Raw genomic sequence first — 17,225 nt, 5'->3', positions numbered from 1 at the left:
GAGGGGACGTCATGTCCAAGCTCCGCAACACCATGGCCGCTGCTGCGGCTTCCCTGGCTCTCGGTGCGGGCATGCTCGTCGCCGGTCCAGTCCCGAACGCCTCGGCCGCTGTCACCTGCACGCCCAGCCCGGCCAACATCCACTGCTCGATGTACTGGGCCAATCGCACCACGTACGCAGCCAGGTACAACGCCCGCAACTACTACGTGCACGCCCTGCAGCGCGCTCTCACCCAGGCTGGCTTCGCCGTGGGTGACACGGGGCACTACAACACCTACACCGTCACCGCCGTGAAGCGGTACCAGTCATCCCGCGGGCTCACGGTGACCGGCGCCCTGAACTACAAGACGCTGCGGTGGATGCGCGTCGGCGCAGGCCCCGTTCGTCCGGCACTGACCAAGGGACAGGTCGCCGTCAAGTTCGCCTACGCCCAGATCGGCAAGCCCTACGCCTATGGCGCCACGGGTCCCTCGTCCTACGACTGCTCGGGACTGACCGGCGCCTCGTGGAAGTCGGCGGGTCTCACCATCTCGCGCACCAGCCAGGCGCAGCTGAGCAACTACCGCTCGGTGTCGCGGTCGTCCTTGCAGCCCGGAGACATCGTGGGCTTCTACTCCGGATCCCACGTCAGCATCTACGTCGGTAGCGGCTACGTCATCCACAGCTCTCGTCCGGGCAAGCCCGTGAGCAAGGTTGCCGTCAGCTCGATGCCGTTCTACAAGGCCGTTCGTCCGGTCGGCTGACCCCTGCCCGGGTCAGCGACCGAACTGCAGCAGGTTGAGCAGGTAGCTGCCGTAGCCCGACTTGACCAGCGGTTCGGCACGCTGCCGCAGCTCTTCATCGGTCAGCAGTCCGGCCCGCCAGGCCGCCTCCTCGGGACATCCCACCTGGAGGCCCTGGCGGGCCTGGATCGTCCGCACGTAGTTGCTGGCGTCGTTGAGTGAGTCGAACGTACCGGTGTCGAGCCACGCCGTTCCCCGCGGCAGGATCTCCACCGCGAGTTGGCCACGCTGCATGTAGACCCGGTTCAGGTCGGTGATCTCGTACTCACCTCTCGCGGAGGGCTGCAGCCCCCTCGCGATCTCGACCACCTGCGGGTCGTAGAAGTAGAGGCCCGGCACCGCATAGTTCGACTTCGGGTGGGCCGGCTTCTCCTCGATGGAGACGGCCAGACCCTGGGGGTCGACCTCGACCACGCCGTAGGCCGTCGGGTCGCTGACCCAGTAGCCGAAGATCTTGGCCCCTTCGACGTCGTGGTGACGGCTCAGTTGGCTGCCCAGTCCGGTGCCGTAGAAGATGTTGTCGCCGAGCACCAGACACGCCGAGTCGCCGTCGATGAACTCGGCACCGATCGTGAACGCCTGCGCCAGACCCTGGGGTTCGGGCTGGGTGGCGTAGCTGATCTCGAGTCCGAACTGCGACCCGTCCCCCAGCAGCCGGTGGAATCCCTCGGCCTCGTGCGGGGTCGTGATCACCAGCACCTCGCGGATCCCGGCGAAGATCAGCGTCGACAGCGGGTAGTAGATCATCGGCTTGTCATAGACGACGACCAGTTGCTTGCTGGTCGCCAGCGTGATCGGGTGCAGCCGCGAGCCGGTGCCCCCGGCCAGGATGATGCCCTTCATCAGATCTCCTCCTCGGTCGCCACCCAGGCGTCCTCTGACCCACGGCCGTGTGCCCCGACGATCACTGGCCCACCTTCTGGTACTTGGCCTCGGTGGCCTGCTTCATGGGTCGCCACCAGGCCTCGTTGTCGCGGTACCAGGCGATGGTGTCGGCGAGACCATCCTCGAAACTGGTGAACTGCGGCTGCCAGCCCAGTTCGGAGCGCAGCTTGCTGGAATCGATCGCGTAGCGCAGGTCATGACCGGCGCGGTCGTTGACGTGGTCGTAGGCATCGGTCGGCTGGCCCATCAACGCCAGGATCAGCTCGATCACCGAGACATTGTTCTTCTCGCCGTCGGCACCGATGAGGTAGGTCTCCCCGATCCGGCCCGACTCCAGGATCCGCAGGACCGCCGCATTGTGGTCGTCCACGTGGATCCAGTCGCGTACGTTGAGGCCGGCTCCGTAGAGCTTGGGACGAACCCCGTCGATCACGTTGGTGATCTGCCGCGGGATGAACTTCTCGACGTGCTGGCGGGGACCGTAGTTGTTGGAGCAGTTGCTGAGCGTGGCCTCCACCCCGAAGCTGCGCACCCAGGCACGTACCAGGTGGTCGCTGGCAGCCTTGGACGCCGAGTAGGGGCTGGACGGGTTGTAGGCCGTCGCCTCGGTGAACCGATGCGGGTCATCGAGGGCCAGATCACCGTAGACCTCGTCAGTCGAGACGTGGTGGTAGCGAGTGTGGTGGCGGCGCACGGCCTCGAGCAGCACGAACGTGCCGGTCACATTGGTCTCGATGAAGGGGCTCGGGTCGTCCAGCGAGTTGTCGTTGTGGCTCTCGGCCGCGAAGTGCACCACGGCATCGGCCTTGGCCACGAGGCTGTCGACCAGGTCGGCATCGGCGACCGATCCCACCACCAGATGCATCCTCGATTCGTCAGCCCCGTCGAGTGAGGCGGTGTTCGAGGCGTAGGTGAGGGCGTCCAGTACGGTCACATCGTGCGTGGTGTGCGCCAGCAGGTGATGGACGAAGTTGCTGCCGATGAATCCTGCACCGCCGGTCACCACGATGTTTCCCATGGCCGTCATCCTTGCATGGTGGCGCACCAACTGGCGTGGCGGCAGGACGCCTCGTGCAGCGCTGTGGCACGAACTGGCCCGATGACGCCGACAGCGCCCCGCGGGCCGGTGGCATCAGCGGGTGCGCGGCAGTCCCCTGGCCCACTTGACCAGCACCAGCAGCGTGTAGGCGGAGGTGAGCACCGCCAGGATCAGGTACACCCAGTGGAAGACGGTCGCCAGCGGCACCAGCAGGAACACCCAGCAGAGCAACCCGTAGTCGGTGGGGAGCTTCGCCCACGACATGAGCATCGAACCCGCCCGCTTGGGGGGCGTGGGTTCACCGCGCCGGGCGAGGTCGAGCCGCGTCAACAACTCGGTGAGCAGCATCCCGAAGAAGTGGACGACCGTCGCCACCAGGAAGAGGGCCGGCACCAGCAGCCACCAGGAGCGATCCCCATAGTGGCGGTAGAACATAGCGGTCACCGCGACCTGCAGCAGCACGATCTTCCCGGAGTCGATGACGTGGTCGAGCCACTCCCCCAGCAAGGATCCCCCACCGCGCAGCCTTGCCAGCTGTCCGTCGGCCGCGTCCAGCCCATAGCCCAGCACGAGACAGGCCGTCACGATGCCGGCCATCGGCCAGCTGGGTCGGGCGGTTCCGAGAACCAGAATGCCCGCGTAGGTGAAGACCGCCGAGATCACGGTGACTGCGTTCGGGGTGAGGCCGACCACGTGGGCGAGGGCGGCGAAGAACCGCCCCAATCGCCGATTCACCAACACGGAGTAGATGGGCGCGCCCGCGTTCGACTTCTGGGCGAGTGCGAGTTGACGGTGGTTGTCGGCGAAGGAACCCGGCACAGGGGGCCTCTCTACTGGCGCGTGATGGACGAACCCACCACCTCGACCAGTCTGCCCTGATAGAGGTCCGGGGCGTGACGCGTCCGCGCCCGATTCGTGTCGTCGTCGATCGACTCCCGGACCTCGTCCCAATGGCCGACGATGTCGACGACGGCGTCGGCGATCGCCTGAGGGTCGTTGGGCGTCACCCTGCGCGCCCATCGATAACCGCCTGCGGCCTCCCTCAGTCCCGACGTGTCGCTGACGACCACAGGACGCCCGGCGAGGATCGCCTCGACCGCCGTGTTGCCGAACGGCTCGTCCGCCACGGAGGGGACCACCACGATGTCGGCGGACGCCACCACGGACCACACGTCGGGCCTGAACCCGAGGAAGCGCACATGGTCGTCGAGGTGCAATTCGGAGACCTGCTCGTGGAGTTCTCGCTCGAACCACTCGTAGCCCTCGAACACGGCGCCGAGCAGGTCGAGGTGGGCAGGCACCCCGGCATCGTGCAGGCGCCTGAGGGCGGCAAGCGCCACCTGCGGGCCCTTGCGCGGCGAAAGGCGTCCGATGAACAACAGCCTGGGTGCTTCGCAGGTCTCCCTCAGCGGGGCGGGCTCAGGCGGACCGGGAACGGGGTTGTCGACCACGGTTGACCGCCGACGCAGGCTCGGCCACGCGCCCGCCAGCACCTCCAGGGCATAGCGGGAGTTGACGACCAGGTGATCGGTGACGAGCAAGGGCGCGTACAGGAGCTTCTTGACCACGGCCCGCTGCCCACCCTCGGCCTCGTGGACGTGACAGACGACGCGCTTGCCCAAGAACTTGGGGATCACCTGCCACATCGGGATCGTGACGGTGTTGACGAACACCAGGTCGGGTCGCGTGCGGCGGAGCAGGCGAACCGTGGGGCCCAGCGTGCCCAGCACCTCGGCCACCAGGTGAAGGAATCCGCCAGGACTCAGGGCCGACTTGCGGATGACGGGACTGGGGCATCCCACGACCGAGGCACCCCGGGACTCCAGGTGCGCGACCAGGGGGCCCTCCGACGGCAGGGCCACGGTGACCTCGTCACCCGACCGGACGAAGGCCTGCACCGTGTCGAGCAGTACGCGGTCCGATCCGTACAGGTCGGGGCTCGGATGGGCGACCAGGACCCTGCGTCGCATCCGGGAGGCGGTGGCGCCACGACGCGGTTGCTGACGAGGCAGGGCAGCCGGCAGCGCGAGTCTGATCCCCGCCAAGGTTCCTCGCACGGCGGCCCAGGCACCGGCAGGGTGGTGCAGCAGTTGTCGTCGACCGCCCCGGAGCCAGATCTGGGCGGACTCGGCTGGTGTCTTCCGCAGCCACGCTCGTACCACCGACGGGGCGAGGTTGTCGGCCGCGAAGGCGAGGCGGTTCCGCGTGTTCCAGTAGTAGTAGAGGTCTGACTTGGCATTCCTGGGGGCGGCGGAGCCATGGGTGCTCCCTTCGTCGTGGGTCACCACGACGTCCTGCAGCACGGCCAGGCGAAGCCCTGCCCGGGTGGCCCGCCAACTGAAGTCGACATCCTCCCAGTAGAGGAACAGGCTCTCCCGCATGCCGTGGAGGCGCTCGAAGGCCTGGGAGCTGAAGGCCAGACATGCCCCGCTCAACCAGTTGGTGCGGGTGGGGTCGTCGTCCTCGACCCAACCACCGCGTAGGTGTCCCGTGCTCAGGTCGAGGGTCGAGCCGCGGTAGAAGATCTCCCCATCTGCGTCGACGATCCGCGGTGAGACCAGTAGATCTGGCTCGGCCTCGACCCGGGCGGCCAGCCGCTCGAGCGCCTCACTGGTGGCGCTGGCGTCGGGGTTGAGCAGCACCAGGCTGGTGCAGCCCAACTCGACCGCACGGCGACAGCCGGCGTTCACCCCGCCACCGAAGCCCACGTTCGCCTGTCCGATGAACTGCCACCCGCGGCGCTCAGCCAATGCGCTCGCCGCCCGCCGCTCCTGGTCGCCGGAGAAGTTGTCGACCAGCACGACCGTCAGGCTGGAATCGAGTGCGGACAGGTTCTCGTCGACCATGGACGAGGAACCGTACGAGACGACGACGACGCCCGTGCTCATGGGAGCGCTCCCGAGGTGGATCGATCGATGAGTGTCCGCATGACGCGAACCGCAGCGTGCGGCACACGTTCGAGCATGCGCAGCCCGACAGTGGCCGCGCTCGCCGCCAAGGTGCCCTCCCGCCGGGCGCCACTCGGACGAGCCGTGCGAGGTGTGGGCCCCCCGCGGGCGAGATCGGTCAGCAACCGTGCGTACTGGTCGGCCACGTCGTCCCAGGAGTAACGAGCGATGTCGCGCTGCAGGCCCTCCCCGTCGGCGCGCGCCTCCTGCGGATGCGCCTCCGCCCACTCCACGCCCTCAGCCAGGGTGGCGGGGCTGGAGAAGAGCTGACCGTGCGGGCCGATCACCTCACGATTGAACGCCACGTCCCAGGCGATGACGTGCGCGCCCGCACCCGCAGCCCGCAGCAGTGAGGGGTTGGTGCCGCCGACCGAGTGGCCGTGCACATAGCTCAGGCAGTGGGCGTACAGCTGGTCCAGCAGGTCGTTGTCCCAGATGCCACCGACCAGCCTGATGCGGCTGTCCCGCTGCGCTGCCTCCCGGACGCTCGCCACGTAGCCATGCGAGTAGGGAGCGCTCCCCACGACCACGAGCGGCGCAGTGGCACTGCTGCGGGCGTATCCCTCGACGGCCTCGAGCACGTGGTTCTCGACCTCGAACCTGGCGACGACCAGGTGGTATCCACGGGGCTGCAGGCCGAGACCGGCCAGCTTGTCGGAGGCCGCCCCGGTGATGAGCGGAGCCCCGTAGGCGATCTCACGGGTCGGCGCGGCGAACTCCTCGGTGTAGTAGTCGGCGATGCCGCGAGCGTCCGCGATCAGCGCATCCGACCAACGCACCGAGAGCGCCTCGGCCAGTCGGTAGTAGTCGCGCCCGACCGGCCCCCACTTCCCCCGCTTCCATTCGAGTCCGTCGACGTGGGTGGCGACGGGGATGCCTCGAGCCCGCAGGACCGGCAGCAGCGGCGAGTTGGCCGCATTGAAGACGATCGCGGCGTCGACGTCCTTCAGGTGAGGGCTGACCACTGACAGTGCGGTGTGACTCAAGGTCTCGACGGCAGGGTGCCTGAGCGCCGGCAGGTGCACGAGGCGCATGCCGAGGTACTGCTCGGCAGATGTCTCGCCGCCGACGGGCCGACAGAACACGACGACCTCGTGGCCCCTGTCGACAAGCCGTCGTCCGACTTCTTCGACGGCAGTCTCGAAGCCCCCGTAGTGGGCCGGCACGCCCCTGGTCCCGATGAGTGCCACTCTCATGACGTCACTCTTTCCCCGCTGGATGATCGACCGATTTCTGTGCAGTGGCTGCACCGAGGTCCGGCTCGCGCGAGGTGACGATGCCACGAAGTCTCGTCGACGAGGTGGACTGTGTGTAGGGGAAGAAGTGCACCCTCACGCCGACGGTCGCCATGTCCGCCACGAGCTTGTCACCCTTGGGGGTCCCCAACCAGTCATCGCCCTTGAACAACACATCGAAGTTGTGGCGGTGCCAGACATCGAGCTTGCTGCCCTGGTCGATCACCACCTCATCGACGATGCCCAGTGCGGCCAGGATCTGCATCCGCTCCGCCAGGGGCACCATGGGGTGCTTGCCCTTGGCGTCGAACAGCGCCTGGTCGGTCACCACACCCACGATCAGTCGGTCGCAGAGCGCCCTGGCGCGCAGCAGGATGTTCAGGTGCCCGATGTGGAACATGTCCCAGGCGCCCGGGACGTACCCCGTGATGGTGTCCGCTACCACCGGCTCAGCTGACTCGTCCGAGGCCATCGGACCAGAGGAGGACGTTGGCGGGATACTCGGCGGGCCGAACGATGTCGTCGATGTGGACGTCGCCCCGTTCACCGAGGGCATAGACCCGGGTCCCGGGATGCTCCTGCGGCCAGCGCGGATCGTGCTCAACCACTTGATCCACCCCGCGGACATGCCGCAACACCTCCACCCGCTCGGCTGCCGAGGTGATCGGACGATGCCCCGTCTCCTGGAGCACCGCTTCGTCGCTGAGCACCCCGATCACCAAGACCTCGCAACGGTCCCTGACCTGGTTGACCACGCTCAAGTGGGCCACGTTGAGCATGTCAAACGTGCCGATGACGTAACCAACTCCAGACGGCGCGTCCATGGCGCGGCCCTCGACTTCCCCCCGAAAGACAATTCCCCGTGCTCAGCCTGACAGCTGTCGACCAGAAACAAAAGGCCTCGGTCACGCTTTTGCGCGTGGAGTTCCCCACCCCACGTCGAGTGCCCTCAGCGTTCCATCAGAACCACTGTCGATTCGGTGCCCGACCAGCGGTATGCCTCGCTGTATCCCGCCGCCACCAGAATGGAGAGATCAGCGGCTTCGCCGCGGTCGCGATCTGACCAGATCGCCCAGAGGCGATGAGGCGTCTTCTGCAGCACCTCCGGGGTCAGCCGAACCGCCTCACCATCCAGCGATCCCTCTGCGGCTGGCGTCTGCACCACGGTGACGTCGGTCAGCGAACCGAAGGCGGACGGGTAGGCCAGGGACACCACACGCGTGGGCGGGTTCGAGCCGAAGTACACGCCGTCGCCGGCGCGCGAGCGTGAGCTGACCACGGCGGCGACCTGGGACCAGTCGTAGCCGCCCTTGGAGTTCGTGTCGCGCTGGGACAGCTGCACCGGCACGCTCAGGACGACCAGCAGAGCCGCCACCACTGCTCGGGCCCTCCGCAGGGAGAGCCGATGCCCCCCGAGGGACTGCAGACCCGAGGCCACCGCGAGTGCGAAGGCGGGTGCGGTGAAGGCGAAGTAGCGGGGGTGGTACAGGTTGCCCTGGGTGACCAAGGAAGCCACCAGGACGAGGAAGGGTGGGATGGCGACCCAGGGCAGCGCCCAGACGAGTACCTGTCGCGATGGCGAGCGCTCGGCCCCCGATCGGCTCTCCATCACGGCACGGACCGTGGCCACCAGCACCAAGCACCAACCCACGAGGGCGAACCCGACGGCAGCGACCGCCCACAGCGTCTGCGGGACCCAGGTTGCCGCCCCACCCGGGGTGTCGCCCAGAGCGAACTGGTTGACCACCACGTCCCTGGCCCAGCCGATCACTCCCAGGGGCTGACGATCGCCGAGTTGGCCCCGCTGCTGCCCGGCCGCGACCACGACGGGAGCGGCCGCGCCGATCGCCAGGATGACCGCCACCCCCCAGCGCACCAGCGAGGGCCGGGGCAGTCGCTGGATCAGCAGGCTGACCCCGTGCGCCACCACCAGGAACACGACGTAGATGTTCATGCTGATCCCCACCGCCAGCAGCAGCGCGTGAAGCACCAGCGCGCTGGTGCGTCGGTTCTGCACCCACTTCACCAGGGCAAACGTCGCAGCCAGCACCACGAGCGAGCCGATCGCCCATGACCGCCCCTCGATCGCCATCCAGGTTGTCCGGGGCAGGAGAGCCAGAAGGACGGCGACCACGGTCGCCCAGCCCCGACTGAACCAGACCCGCGCCACCATGTGGCTCAGGGCCACGAGGGCACCGACCGCCAGCAGACTGGGTAGGCGCAACGTGAAGGCGTTGATCGGCGCGACACCGAGCCAGACCTTCATGAGTGCGTAGTAGACGCCGTGCACCGCATCGATGTGCCCGAGCAGTGCCCACAGCTGAGGCCAACTTCTCTGGACGGCGCTGAGGGTGGCTCCTTCGTCCGCCCACAGTGAAGGCACAGACATGCGCACCGAGGCCCAGAGCGCAGCGAGTGCACCAAGAGCTGTGGCCCACCCCCAGTCCGCGGCAGCGCCCGAAGCATTGGTTCGAGCACCGTACGGAGGCTCAGCCATGGTTCACGAGGACCCAGCCCCGGTCGCCCGTCGATACCACCCGTCCACGAGATCGGGGAGCCGGTCGTGGGACCAGCGGTTGTGCCGCGTGCCCCCGGCCTCGCCTGCCCGTTCCAGCTGTTCGGCCACATTGGCCACGATGTCGCCATCCAGGCTGGCCACGAAAGCGTTCGGCCCCGCCAGCAGGGGCGGACCACCGAGCGGAAGGCAGACGACCGGGCATCCCAGGGAACTGGCCTCCCCGGCCACCCAACCCGCCTGGTCATGCATGGAGGGAAAGAGCATGGCGTCGGCGCTGGCGAAGGCCGACAGCACCTCGGTGCGGGGCCGATGGCCGCGGAACTCCACGCGATCGGCGATCCCGAGCCGCCGCGCGCGCTCGATCAACAGCTCGCGATCGGGTCCGTCACCGTAGACGACCAGCCGCCAGGCCTGCGCCGGGGTTCTGGCAACGGCGTCGATGGCAAGACGGACGCCCTTCAGCCCGATCAGCCTGCCCGCGAAGACCGCCGTCCTGGGACCTTCTGCCCGGACGCGCCGCGGCGCATTCGCCAGGTCCACTGGCTCGAGGGCGGCATTCGGTTCTACGACGGTGTCGGCGAACCGGGCAAAACGTCGCGCGACGTCCGCGTTCTGGGCCACCACCAACGAGGCCCGCTTGGCGGCCGACTCACCCCAGACTGCCCTGGGCAGGGTGGTCACCAGGTCGCGGACGATCTCGGTGCGCAGCCCCTTCAGGCCCAGCCACTGCCTGAGCCGCCAGTAGGGAATGTCGCTGGCGCCGCCCACCGGACCCCACACCAGCGGCACGTCCTCCAGACCGGCCAGACCGCACAGCAACCAGTCGTTGGCGAAGGTGACGTGGTGCGCCACGTCGAAGTGGTGTTGGGCGTGCAACCCACGGACGGTCCTGGCCAACTGTCGCTGCCACAGGAGGTAGTACCAGTACATGTCCCAGTCGTGCCGGCGCAGTGCCATCACCCGATCCGACAGGTCGATGTAGGTGACCGTGAGGTGTCGGGCCAGTTCGGGGTCCGCGCGCCGCGCGGCCTCGACGGACTCGGCGAAGCGACGGCGCGTCACGACCCAGACGTCGCTGGTGGCCGCCGCCGCCACCGCGTGGGCCCAGCCGGCGCCAGCCTCGGGCTCCTCCAGAGGGCCGCACGCGTAGGCACCGATGACGACTCGACGCCGGCGTGGACTGGTCACGTGGTTCCTCCACTTCCCTGCCACCGGCGGTGGCTTCGGATCGACACCAGTGCGAAGGGGAAACCCACCGGTTGGTCGCCTCGACCGCAGCGGACGGGCCCGGTCAATATCCTAGGGTTGCTTCAATCGTGGCGACATTGTTCGCCCATGGAAAGGCGTGCGACTGTGAGACAGCCGAACCTGGTGGCCATTGGAATGGCGACCTACAAGCGTCAGGGCAACCTGCGAATGCTGGTCCCGGCCGTCCTGCAGCAGGCCGCCGAGGCCGCGCGCGAGTTGGATCTCGAGTGCGAGTGGGCCGTGATCGTGGTCGACAACGACGCGGGCGGCAGCGGCGAAGAGGCCGCAAACCCCACCGGTGACTCCCGTGTCCGCTACTCCATCGAGCCACGGCCGGGGGTCACGAGCGCCCGCAACGCGGTGCTGCGCGCCGCCTCGGACTGCGATGTGTTGATCTTCATCGACGACGACGAACTCCCCCAGCCCCAATGGCTCACCCATCTGCTGCGCACCTACCTCGAACGGGACGCGGATGTCGTCAGTGGACCCGTCCAGTCCGTGTTCGAGGGGCCGCTTGACCCATGGCTCGAGGCGAGCGACTCGCACCTGCGGCTGCATCGCAGCCATCTGCGGACGGGTGACGAGATCACCAGGGCCGCGACCAACAACCTGCTTCTCGACATGGCGAAGGTGCGCGAGCTGGGCGTGGGTTTCGATGAGCGCTTCGGGCTCACGGGCGGCGAGGACTCCTTCTTCACCGGCCAACTGCACAAGGCCGGCGCCCGCATGGTCTGGTGCGCCGAGGCAGTGGTCGACGACCTGGTGCCGGCCGAGCGAGCCAACCGTGACTACAACCTGCGGCGCCGCTTCAGCCTGTCCAACGCCAGCGCACGCGTCGAATTGATGCTCGCGGACCCTGGTCTGGACCGGCTCGGCACCCGTGCGGTGTGCTTGGCCCGAGGGGTCGCACAGATCGGCATGGGTACGACCATGGCCGTGTCAGGACGAATGGGGGGCTCACTGCGCAGACGGGCCCACGGTGAGCGCTTCGTCATGGGCGGGTTGGGGGCACTGGCCGCAGGTCTGGGCGTGGCCGCCTCCCCCTACCGGCGCAAGAAGGCCCGCTAGCATGTGTCGCGCCGACCGTGCTCCGCTCGGCCTTTGATCGATCTGGGGTGGGGTCATGAACGAGAACGACGTGAACGAGAACGACAGGGGCGAGGCCCAGGGTCCCGAGTTCGTGCCGCCGGCATCCAACCCCGGCTCCGAGGCGAGTCCAGCAGGCGGCGACGGACTCGTCCGCTCGCACGCTCCGCGTCGATGGGTCTGGCTCGTGCTCGCCGCTCTCGTGCTCACCCTCACAGCAGCAGCGCTGATCGTCAGGAGCCAGCAGGACCCCAGTTCCGTCGAGACGCCATCGACGAGTCCCACCGCCTCTGTCGGGGCCACTGGTCCGACCACCACTGCTTCGTCGGGCACTCCGACGACGTCGCCGGCCCCTTCGAGCAGTCGACCGGCGCCGTCGGGCCCGTCCGCCACCACACGGCTTCCCACGCCTCCGAAGGCCTCAGGTGCACTGCCGGAGATGCCTCCCGTCGACGTCACGGCCGACTCTGACCGGGCTGGCGGGGTCGTCGTGTCGCTCCCGCTGATCGAGAGCGTCGCCGGTCAGGCGCAATTGCCCGGAGAGGTGGCGGGAGCGGCGATTCGGGTGACCATCCGGGTGCAGAACGACAGCAACGCCGCTGTGGGTCTCGATGCCGTGGTGGTGAACGCCTATGCGGGAGCGTCTCGCGCCCCCTTGGAGTCGCTGACATCGCCAGGAGGTCGACCGTTCGGGGGTTCGGTGAAGCCGGGCGCCGAGGCCACGGCCGTGTACCTGTTCGCCGTCGACCCCTCCGACCGATCGGATGTCACCATCACAGTCGACCTGCAGGCCGGGACACCCGCATCGGTTTTTCGCGGGGACGTTCGGCAGTGACTTCAGGCGTCTTCCGCAGACGCCGGTAAAGGACCTCACAGATCACCCTTACGGGGGCATTGTCGTGCCCCCAGCGGTGGGATAGCATCGCGACTGGAACTGGGTTAGGTCTCGACCAGCAGTTTCAATGCAGCCTTGGGGGGCTGGGCGGGTGCGTCGCACTCGCGTCAGAGGTTAATGGGGGAAATTCTCGTGAAGTCATCATTTCGCGCGCTCAAGGCTGGTCTGGTCGGCGCTGTCGCACTGAGTCTGGGCGCCAGCATGGCGCTGCTCGGTCCCACCGCATCACCGGCCCGCGCAGCAGAGCCGAGCGCACCCGCGATCATCTACGACCAGGCACCGGTCACCGCCGACCCGCTGCCGACGGTGCAGATGGACGGCGTGGCCTGGACGCAGGTGATCTCGGGCAACACGGTCTTCGTGGGCGGCCAGTTCACCAACGCCCGTCCGGCTGGTGCGGCGGCCGGTACCAATCTCACCCCGCGCACCAACCTGCTCGCCTACAACCTGAGCACGGGCACGCTCATCACCGGCTGGGCCCCCACCTCGAACTCGCCCATTCGCGGCCTGAACGTGTCGGCCGACGGCTCGACCGTGTACGTGGCCGGCCAGTTCACCCAGATCAACGGCGTGACCCGCTATCGCGTCGCAGCCCTCAACTCCACCACCGGGGCGCTCACCTCGTGGGCACCCGAGGTCAACGGCCGAGTGAACTCGATCGTCCTGAAGGACGGCGTCGTCTTCATCGCGGGAGAGTTCAGCGCGGTGAACGGCATCAGCCGCCCCCGGGTGGCTGCCCTCAGCGCCTCGACAGGCGCAGTGCTCCCGTTCATGGCAGACCTGGCCGGTGGCTACGGGGCGCGCAGTGTCGTCGTCTCCCCAGACGGCTCCAAGGTCGTGGTCGGCGGAGACTTCACGTCGGCCAACGGATCGACCAATCCCGGCCGCGGGCTGGCCGCTCTCGACTCGTCCACCGGCGCCTCGTTGCCCTGGCTGGGAAACAGCGTCGTGCGGAATGCCGACACGAAGGCTGGTATCTACAACATGTCGTCCGATGGCGACTCGGTCTATGCGACCGGGTGGGACTACGGCGGCGGTTCGGAGGATGGTTTCGAGGGGTCCGTCCGCATGTCGTGGACGGATGGTTCGATCGTCTGGCTCGAGGACTGCCACGGCGACTCCTACGACGTCGCCTCGAACGACACGACGAAGACCGTGTACGTGGTCAGCCATTCTCACTATTGCGGCAACATCGGCGGCTTCCCACAGACCAACCCGTGGGGATTCCATCACTCGCTGGCGTTCAGCAAGGACCCGACCGGCAACCTGATCACCCCCGACATCTACGGCTACAAGAGCTACACCGGTATGCAGGCTCCCAGGCCCCTGGTGTGGTACCCCAATTGGGTGGTCGGCACGTTCACCGGGCAGTCGCAGGCCGGCTGGACCATCAAGGCTTCCGGCGACTACGTGGTTGTGGGCGGTGAGTTCCTCGGCGTCGCTGGGGCGAACCAGCAGGGTCTGGTGCGCTTCACGACCAGAGCGAAGGCTCCGAACAAGATGGGCCCCCAGACCAAGGGTGGTGCCTACAAGCTGACGACCTCGTCCTTCCGCGCCGGCGAGGCCCGCCTGACGTGGGCCGCCAACAACGACCCGGACGATCCCCAGCTCACTTACCAGGTGTTCCGTCAGGACCTCGGCCTGACCACGCCCTTGGCCACCTTCACCCAGAAGTCGACCTTCTGGATGCTGCCCGTGATGCAGTACACCGACTCGAACCTGGTCGCTGGCCAGACCTACAACTACACGATCAAGGTGACCGACCCGGCGGGCAACAGCACGAGGACCGACTGGACCCCCGTGACCGTGACCAGCACGACCCAGGCCACGCCCTATTCCGACTCGGTGCTGAACAGTCTTCCGACCGATTACTGGCCCCTCGGTGAATCCTCAGGGACCTTGGGCTACGACTGGGCTGGGGGCTACGACCAGACCGTCACCGGTGCCACCCGAAACGTCGCCGGCCAGCAGTTGAACGCCACCAGTCAGGCGACGCAGTTTGGTGGCACCAGTTCGTCGTTCGCTTCCACGAGCGGGGCGGTCAACGGGCCCCAGACGTTCACCATTGAGGCCTGGTTCAAGACCACGAGCACGAGCGGCGGAAAGATCATCGGTTTCGGTAGTTCGTCCTCTGGCCTGTCGGGCAGCTACGACCGCCACGTGTACCTGAGCAATCAGGGGCGAGTGACGTTCGGTGTCTACCCAGGAGGCGTGCAGAGCATCAGCAGCTCAACCGGCTACAACGACGGTCAATGGCACCAGGTGGTCGCATCCTTGGCCGGCGACGGACAGAAGTTGTGGCTGGACGGGAGGCTCATCGGCACCAACGCGTCCGTCACCTCCGCCCAGGCCTACTCGGGTTACTGGCGGATCGGCGGCGACAACATCTCGGGTTGGCCGAACACCGGAAGCAGCAACTACCTGTCGGGAAGCATCGCCGACGTCGCCGTCTACGACCGCGCCTTGACCCGCACAGAGATCGACAACCACTGGGTCGCCAGCGGCCGCACGTCGACGATCCAGCCCGCTCCTTCCGATTCGTACGGTGCCATGGTCTACAACCTGAACCCCTCGCTGTACTGGAGGCTGAACGACCAAGGGGGGACAACTGCGGCGGACTCCGGTATCAACGGCTACACCGGCACCTACTCCAACGGTGTCACTCAGCGTCAGCCGGGCGCCCTGGTCGGCGTGAGCAACCAGTCGGCCTTGTTCAACGGCAAGAATGGGACGGTCGTGGCCAAGACCTTGGTCTCGGGCCCGACGACCTTCGCGCTCGAGACCTGGTTCAAGAGCACCAGCACGACCGGCGGCAAGATCATCGGCTTCGGCAACGCTCCCTCCGGGTCCACCAGCACCAACTACGACCGCCACATCTACATGGACGCGAACGGCTTCGTCCAGTTCGGTGTCTGGAACGGGTCGGCCGCCACGATCGGAAGCACGCGAGCCCTGAATGACGGCGTGTGGCACCACGTGGTGGGCCAGATCTCGGCCTCGGGCATGCAGTTCTACGTCGACGGGGTGCTGCAGGGAACCAACCCGAACACGGCGTCGCAGGACTACCAGGGCTACTGGCGTCTGGGCGGTGACACGAGCTGGGCTGGTGACACGTACTTCGACGGAACCATCGACGAGGCGGCCGTGTACCCCGCCCCACTGACCGACGCCCAGGTGCAGGAGCACTACTTCCTCGGGTCGTCGGGCACTCCGAACAACGCCCCCGTCGCGCAGTTCACCACGGTGACCAGTGACCTGACTGCAACCTTCGACGGGTCGACGTCGAGCGACTCGGACGGGACGATCGCCTCCTACAGCTGGAACTTCGGGGACGGCACCAGCGGCACCGGCGTCACACCCACGCACACCTACGCCGCCGCGGGCACCTATCAGGTGTCATTGACGGTGACCGATGATCGGGGTGCCACGGCAACCGCCACGGCCCCTGTCGTGGTCAGGGCACCCAACCAACTGCCGGTGGCGAACTTCACGGTCGTCGCTGACTTCCTCAACCTGTCCTTCGACGGATCGTCCAGCACCGACTCCGATGGCACCATCCAGTCGTACTCGTGGGCGTTCGGCGATGGCACGGTGGGCACCGGCGCGACCGCGCAGCACACGTATGCAGCGGCTGGCCAGTACCAGGTCAGCCTCACCGTCACCGACGATCGCGGAGGCAGTTCGGTCAAGACCACGACGGTGACCGTCGCGGCGCCGCCGAACCAGGCACCCAACGCGCGGTTCACCGCCACCACCGACGGCAAGACGATGTCGGTCGATGGCACCGCCAGCAACGACCCGGATGGGACCGTGGCCTCGTACGCGTGGGACTTCGGGGACGGCACCACCGGCACCGGCGCCAAGACCTCTCACACCTATGCGGCGGCGGGCACCTACACGGTGGCCTTGACGGTCACTGACAACCAAGGAGGAACAGGCACCACGAGCCAAGCGGTGGTGGTGAGCGCGTTCAGGGTGATCGCGTCCGACTCGTTCGGCCGTTCCGTCACGGGTGGCTGGGGTACCGCGGACGTGGGCGGGGACTGGGTGACCAGCGGAGGCGCTGCAGCCTTCACCGTCGACGGAACGGGACACATCCTGCTTCAGCCCTCGTGGTCGCGTCAGGCCAACCTGCCAGGTGTCTCCTCAACCAGCACCCGGAGCACGGTGTCCTTCTCGTCCGACCATGCCTACGACGGCGGCGTGCAGGCGGTCACGCTGATCGGCCGCCAAGCGGGCTCGTCGGTCTACTCGGCCCGCGCCAGGATCGAGTCCGGTGGCATCCGGCTGTACCTCCTGCGGGACGAGACCTCTCTCACGGGCAGCTACGTCATCCCCAACTACACCTACCAGGCGGGCGACGTGCTCAACCTGTCGGTGGAAGTGACTGGGACCAGCCCCACCACCATCAAGGGCAAGGTGTGGGTGAACGGCACCCCGGAGCCGACGGCCTTCAACCTGACCGCCTCGGACTCGACTGCATCCATGCAGGTCGCGGGTGCGGTGGGGGTCAAGGCACAGTCGGCGGCCGCCACCAACGGCAACCGGGTGATCACGGTCACCTCGTACTCGGTGGTCGACCCCAGTTC

Annotated in this window: 13 protein-coding genes; 4 read left to right on the top strand and 9 right to left on the bottom strand. The window is 67.5% G+C overall.

The features are described from left to right. The first annotated feature begins 11 nt into the window (after positions 1-11). A complete protein-coding gene (locus tag H507_RS17375) occupies positions 12-743 on the top strand; it encodes a C40 family peptidase (protein ID WP_022910600.1) in 732 nt (243 codons plus the stop codon). A gap of 12 nt (positions 744-755) precedes the next feature. Here H507_RS17375 and rfbA read toward each other — a convergent pair whose 3' ends face one another. From rfbA to H507_RS0110085, 9 genes are all read right to left on the bottom strand, one after another. Then, positions 756-1,625 (bottom strand): glucose-1-phosphate thymidylyltransferase RfbA, encoded by an 870-nt coding sequence (rfbA, locus tag H507_RS0110125; protein ID WP_022910599.1) that lies wholly within the window; start codon positions 1,623-1,625, stop codon positions 756-758. Positions 1,626-1,686: 61 nt separating this feature from the next. After that, positions 1,687-2,685 (bottom strand): dTDP-glucose 4,6-dehydratase, encoded by a 999-nt coding sequence (rfbB, locus tag H507_RS0110120; RefSeq protein WP_022910598.1) that lies wholly within the window; start codon positions 2,683-2,685, stop codon positions 1,687-1,689. A gap of 114 nt (positions 2,686-2,799) precedes the next feature. Next, the gene (locus H507_RS16065; protein WP_040438331.1) at positions 2,800-3,525 is read right to left on the bottom strand and encodes a CDP-alcohol phosphatidyltransferase family protein; all 726 of its coding nucleotides are present in this window, start codon (positions 3,523-3,525) and stop codon (positions 2,800-2,802) included. 11 nt (positions 3,526-3,536) lie between these two features. Next, complete coding sequence (locus tag H507_RS17705; protein ID WP_022910597.1) at positions 3,537-5,594, bottom strand: glycosyltransferase; 2,058 nt, start codon at positions 5,592-5,594, stop codon at positions 3,537-3,539. Beyond that, the gene (locus tag H507_RS16055; RefSeq protein WP_022910596.1) at positions 5,591-6,850 is read right to left on the bottom strand and encodes a DUF1972 domain-containing protein; all 1,260 of its coding nucleotides are present in this window, start codon (positions 6,848-6,850) and stop codon (positions 5,591-5,593) included. Before H507_RS16055 ends, H507_RS17705 begins: the two co-directional genes overlap by 4 nt. A gap of 4 nt (positions 6,851-6,854) precedes the next feature. Beyond that, positions 6,855-7,334, bottom strand: a complete 480-nt coding sequence (locus tag H507_RS16050; protein ID WP_040438372.1) for an FAD synthase family protein — start codon at positions 7,332-7,334, stop codon at positions 6,855-6,857. Between the two features lie 4 nt (positions 7,335-7,338). After that, positions 7,339-7,713, bottom strand: coding sequence for an adenylyltransferase/cytidyltransferase family protein (locus tag H507_RS17370; RefSeq protein ID WP_084707767.1), 375 nt, complete (start codon positions 7,711-7,713; stop codon positions 7,339-7,341). A 125-nt stretch (positions 7,714-7,838) separates the two neighbouring features. After that, positions 7,839-9,278 carry a glycosyltransferase family 39 protein gene (locus tag H507_RS0110090; RefSeq protein WP_026378077.1) on the bottom strand — a complete coding sequence of 480 codons (1,440 nt, stop codon included), beginning with the start codon at positions 9,276-9,278 and terminating at the stop codon, positions 7,839-7,841. A 111-nt stretch (positions 9,279-9,389) separates the two neighbouring features. Next, on the bottom strand, positions 9,390-10,595 hold the full coding sequence (locus H507_RS0110085; RefSeq protein WP_022910592.1) for a glycosyltransferase: 1,206 nt from the start codon (positions 10,593-10,595) through the stop codon (positions 9,390-9,392). Positions 10,596-10,778: 183 nt separating this feature from the next. On the opposite strand from H507_RS0110085, the gene H507_RS0110080 reads away from it, so the two are divergent. The 3 genes from H507_RS0110080 to H507_RS0110070 all read left to right on the top strand — a co-directional run. Beyond that, positions 10,779-11,723, top strand: a complete 945-nt coding sequence (locus tag H507_RS0110080) for a glycosyltransferase family 2 protein (RefSeq protein ID WP_026378076.1) — start codon at positions 10,779-10,781, stop codon at positions 11,721-11,723. A 55-nt stretch (positions 11,724-11,778) separates the two neighbouring features. Further along, positions 11,779-12,576, top strand: a complete 798-nt coding sequence (locus H507_RS0110075; RefSeq protein ID WP_022910590.1) for a hypothetical protein — start codon at positions 11,779-11,781, stop codon at positions 12,574-12,576. A 192-nt stretch (positions 12,577-12,768) separates the two neighbouring features. Continuing rightward, positions 12,769-17,225: PKD domain-containing protein (locus tag H507_RS0110070; RefSeq protein WP_169512705.1), on the top strand; the 4,457-nt coding region annotated here is incomplete at its 3' end.

Origin of the sequence: Aestuariimicrobium kwangyangense DSM 21549 (assembly GCF_000421525.1) — a bacterium.
GTDB lineage: Bacteria > Actinomycetota > Actinomycetes > Propionibacteriales > Propionibacteriaceae > Aestuariimicrobium > Aestuariimicrobium kwangyangense.
This window is presented reverse-complemented; position numbering and strand designations above follow the sequence as displayed.

Coding starts and splice junctions, on each gene's coding strand:
- H507_RS17375 (WP_022910600.1), top strand. CDS start 12: ATGTCCAAGCTCCGCAACACCATGGCCGCTGCTGCGGCTTCCCTGGCT.
- rfbA (WP_022910599.1), bottom strand. CDS start 1,625: ATGAAGGGCATCATCCTGGCCGGGGGCACCGGCTCGCGGCTGCACCCG.
- rfbB (WP_022910598.1), bottom strand. CDS start 2,685: ATGGGAAACATCGTGGTGACCGGCGGTGCAGGATTCATCGGCAGCAAC.
- H507_RS17705 (WP_022910597.1), bottom strand. CDS start 5,594: ATGAGCACGGGCGTCGTCGTCGTCTCGTACGGTTCCTCGTCCATGGTC.
- H507_RS16055 (WP_022910596.1), bottom strand. CDS start 6,850: ATGAGAGTGGCACTCATCGGGACCAGGGGCGTGCCGGCCCACTACGGG.
- H507_RS17370 (WP_084707767.1), bottom strand. CDS start 7,713: ATGGACGCGCCGTCTGGAGTTGGTTACGTCATCGGCACGTTTGACATG.
- H507_RS0110090 (WP_026378077.1), bottom strand. CDS start 9,278: ATGTCTGTGCCTTCACTGTGGGCGGACGAAGGAGCCACCCTCAGCGCC.
- H507_RS0110075 (WP_022910590.1), top strand. CDS start 11,779: ATGAACGAGAACGACGTGAACGAGAACGACAGGGGCGAGGCCCAGGGT.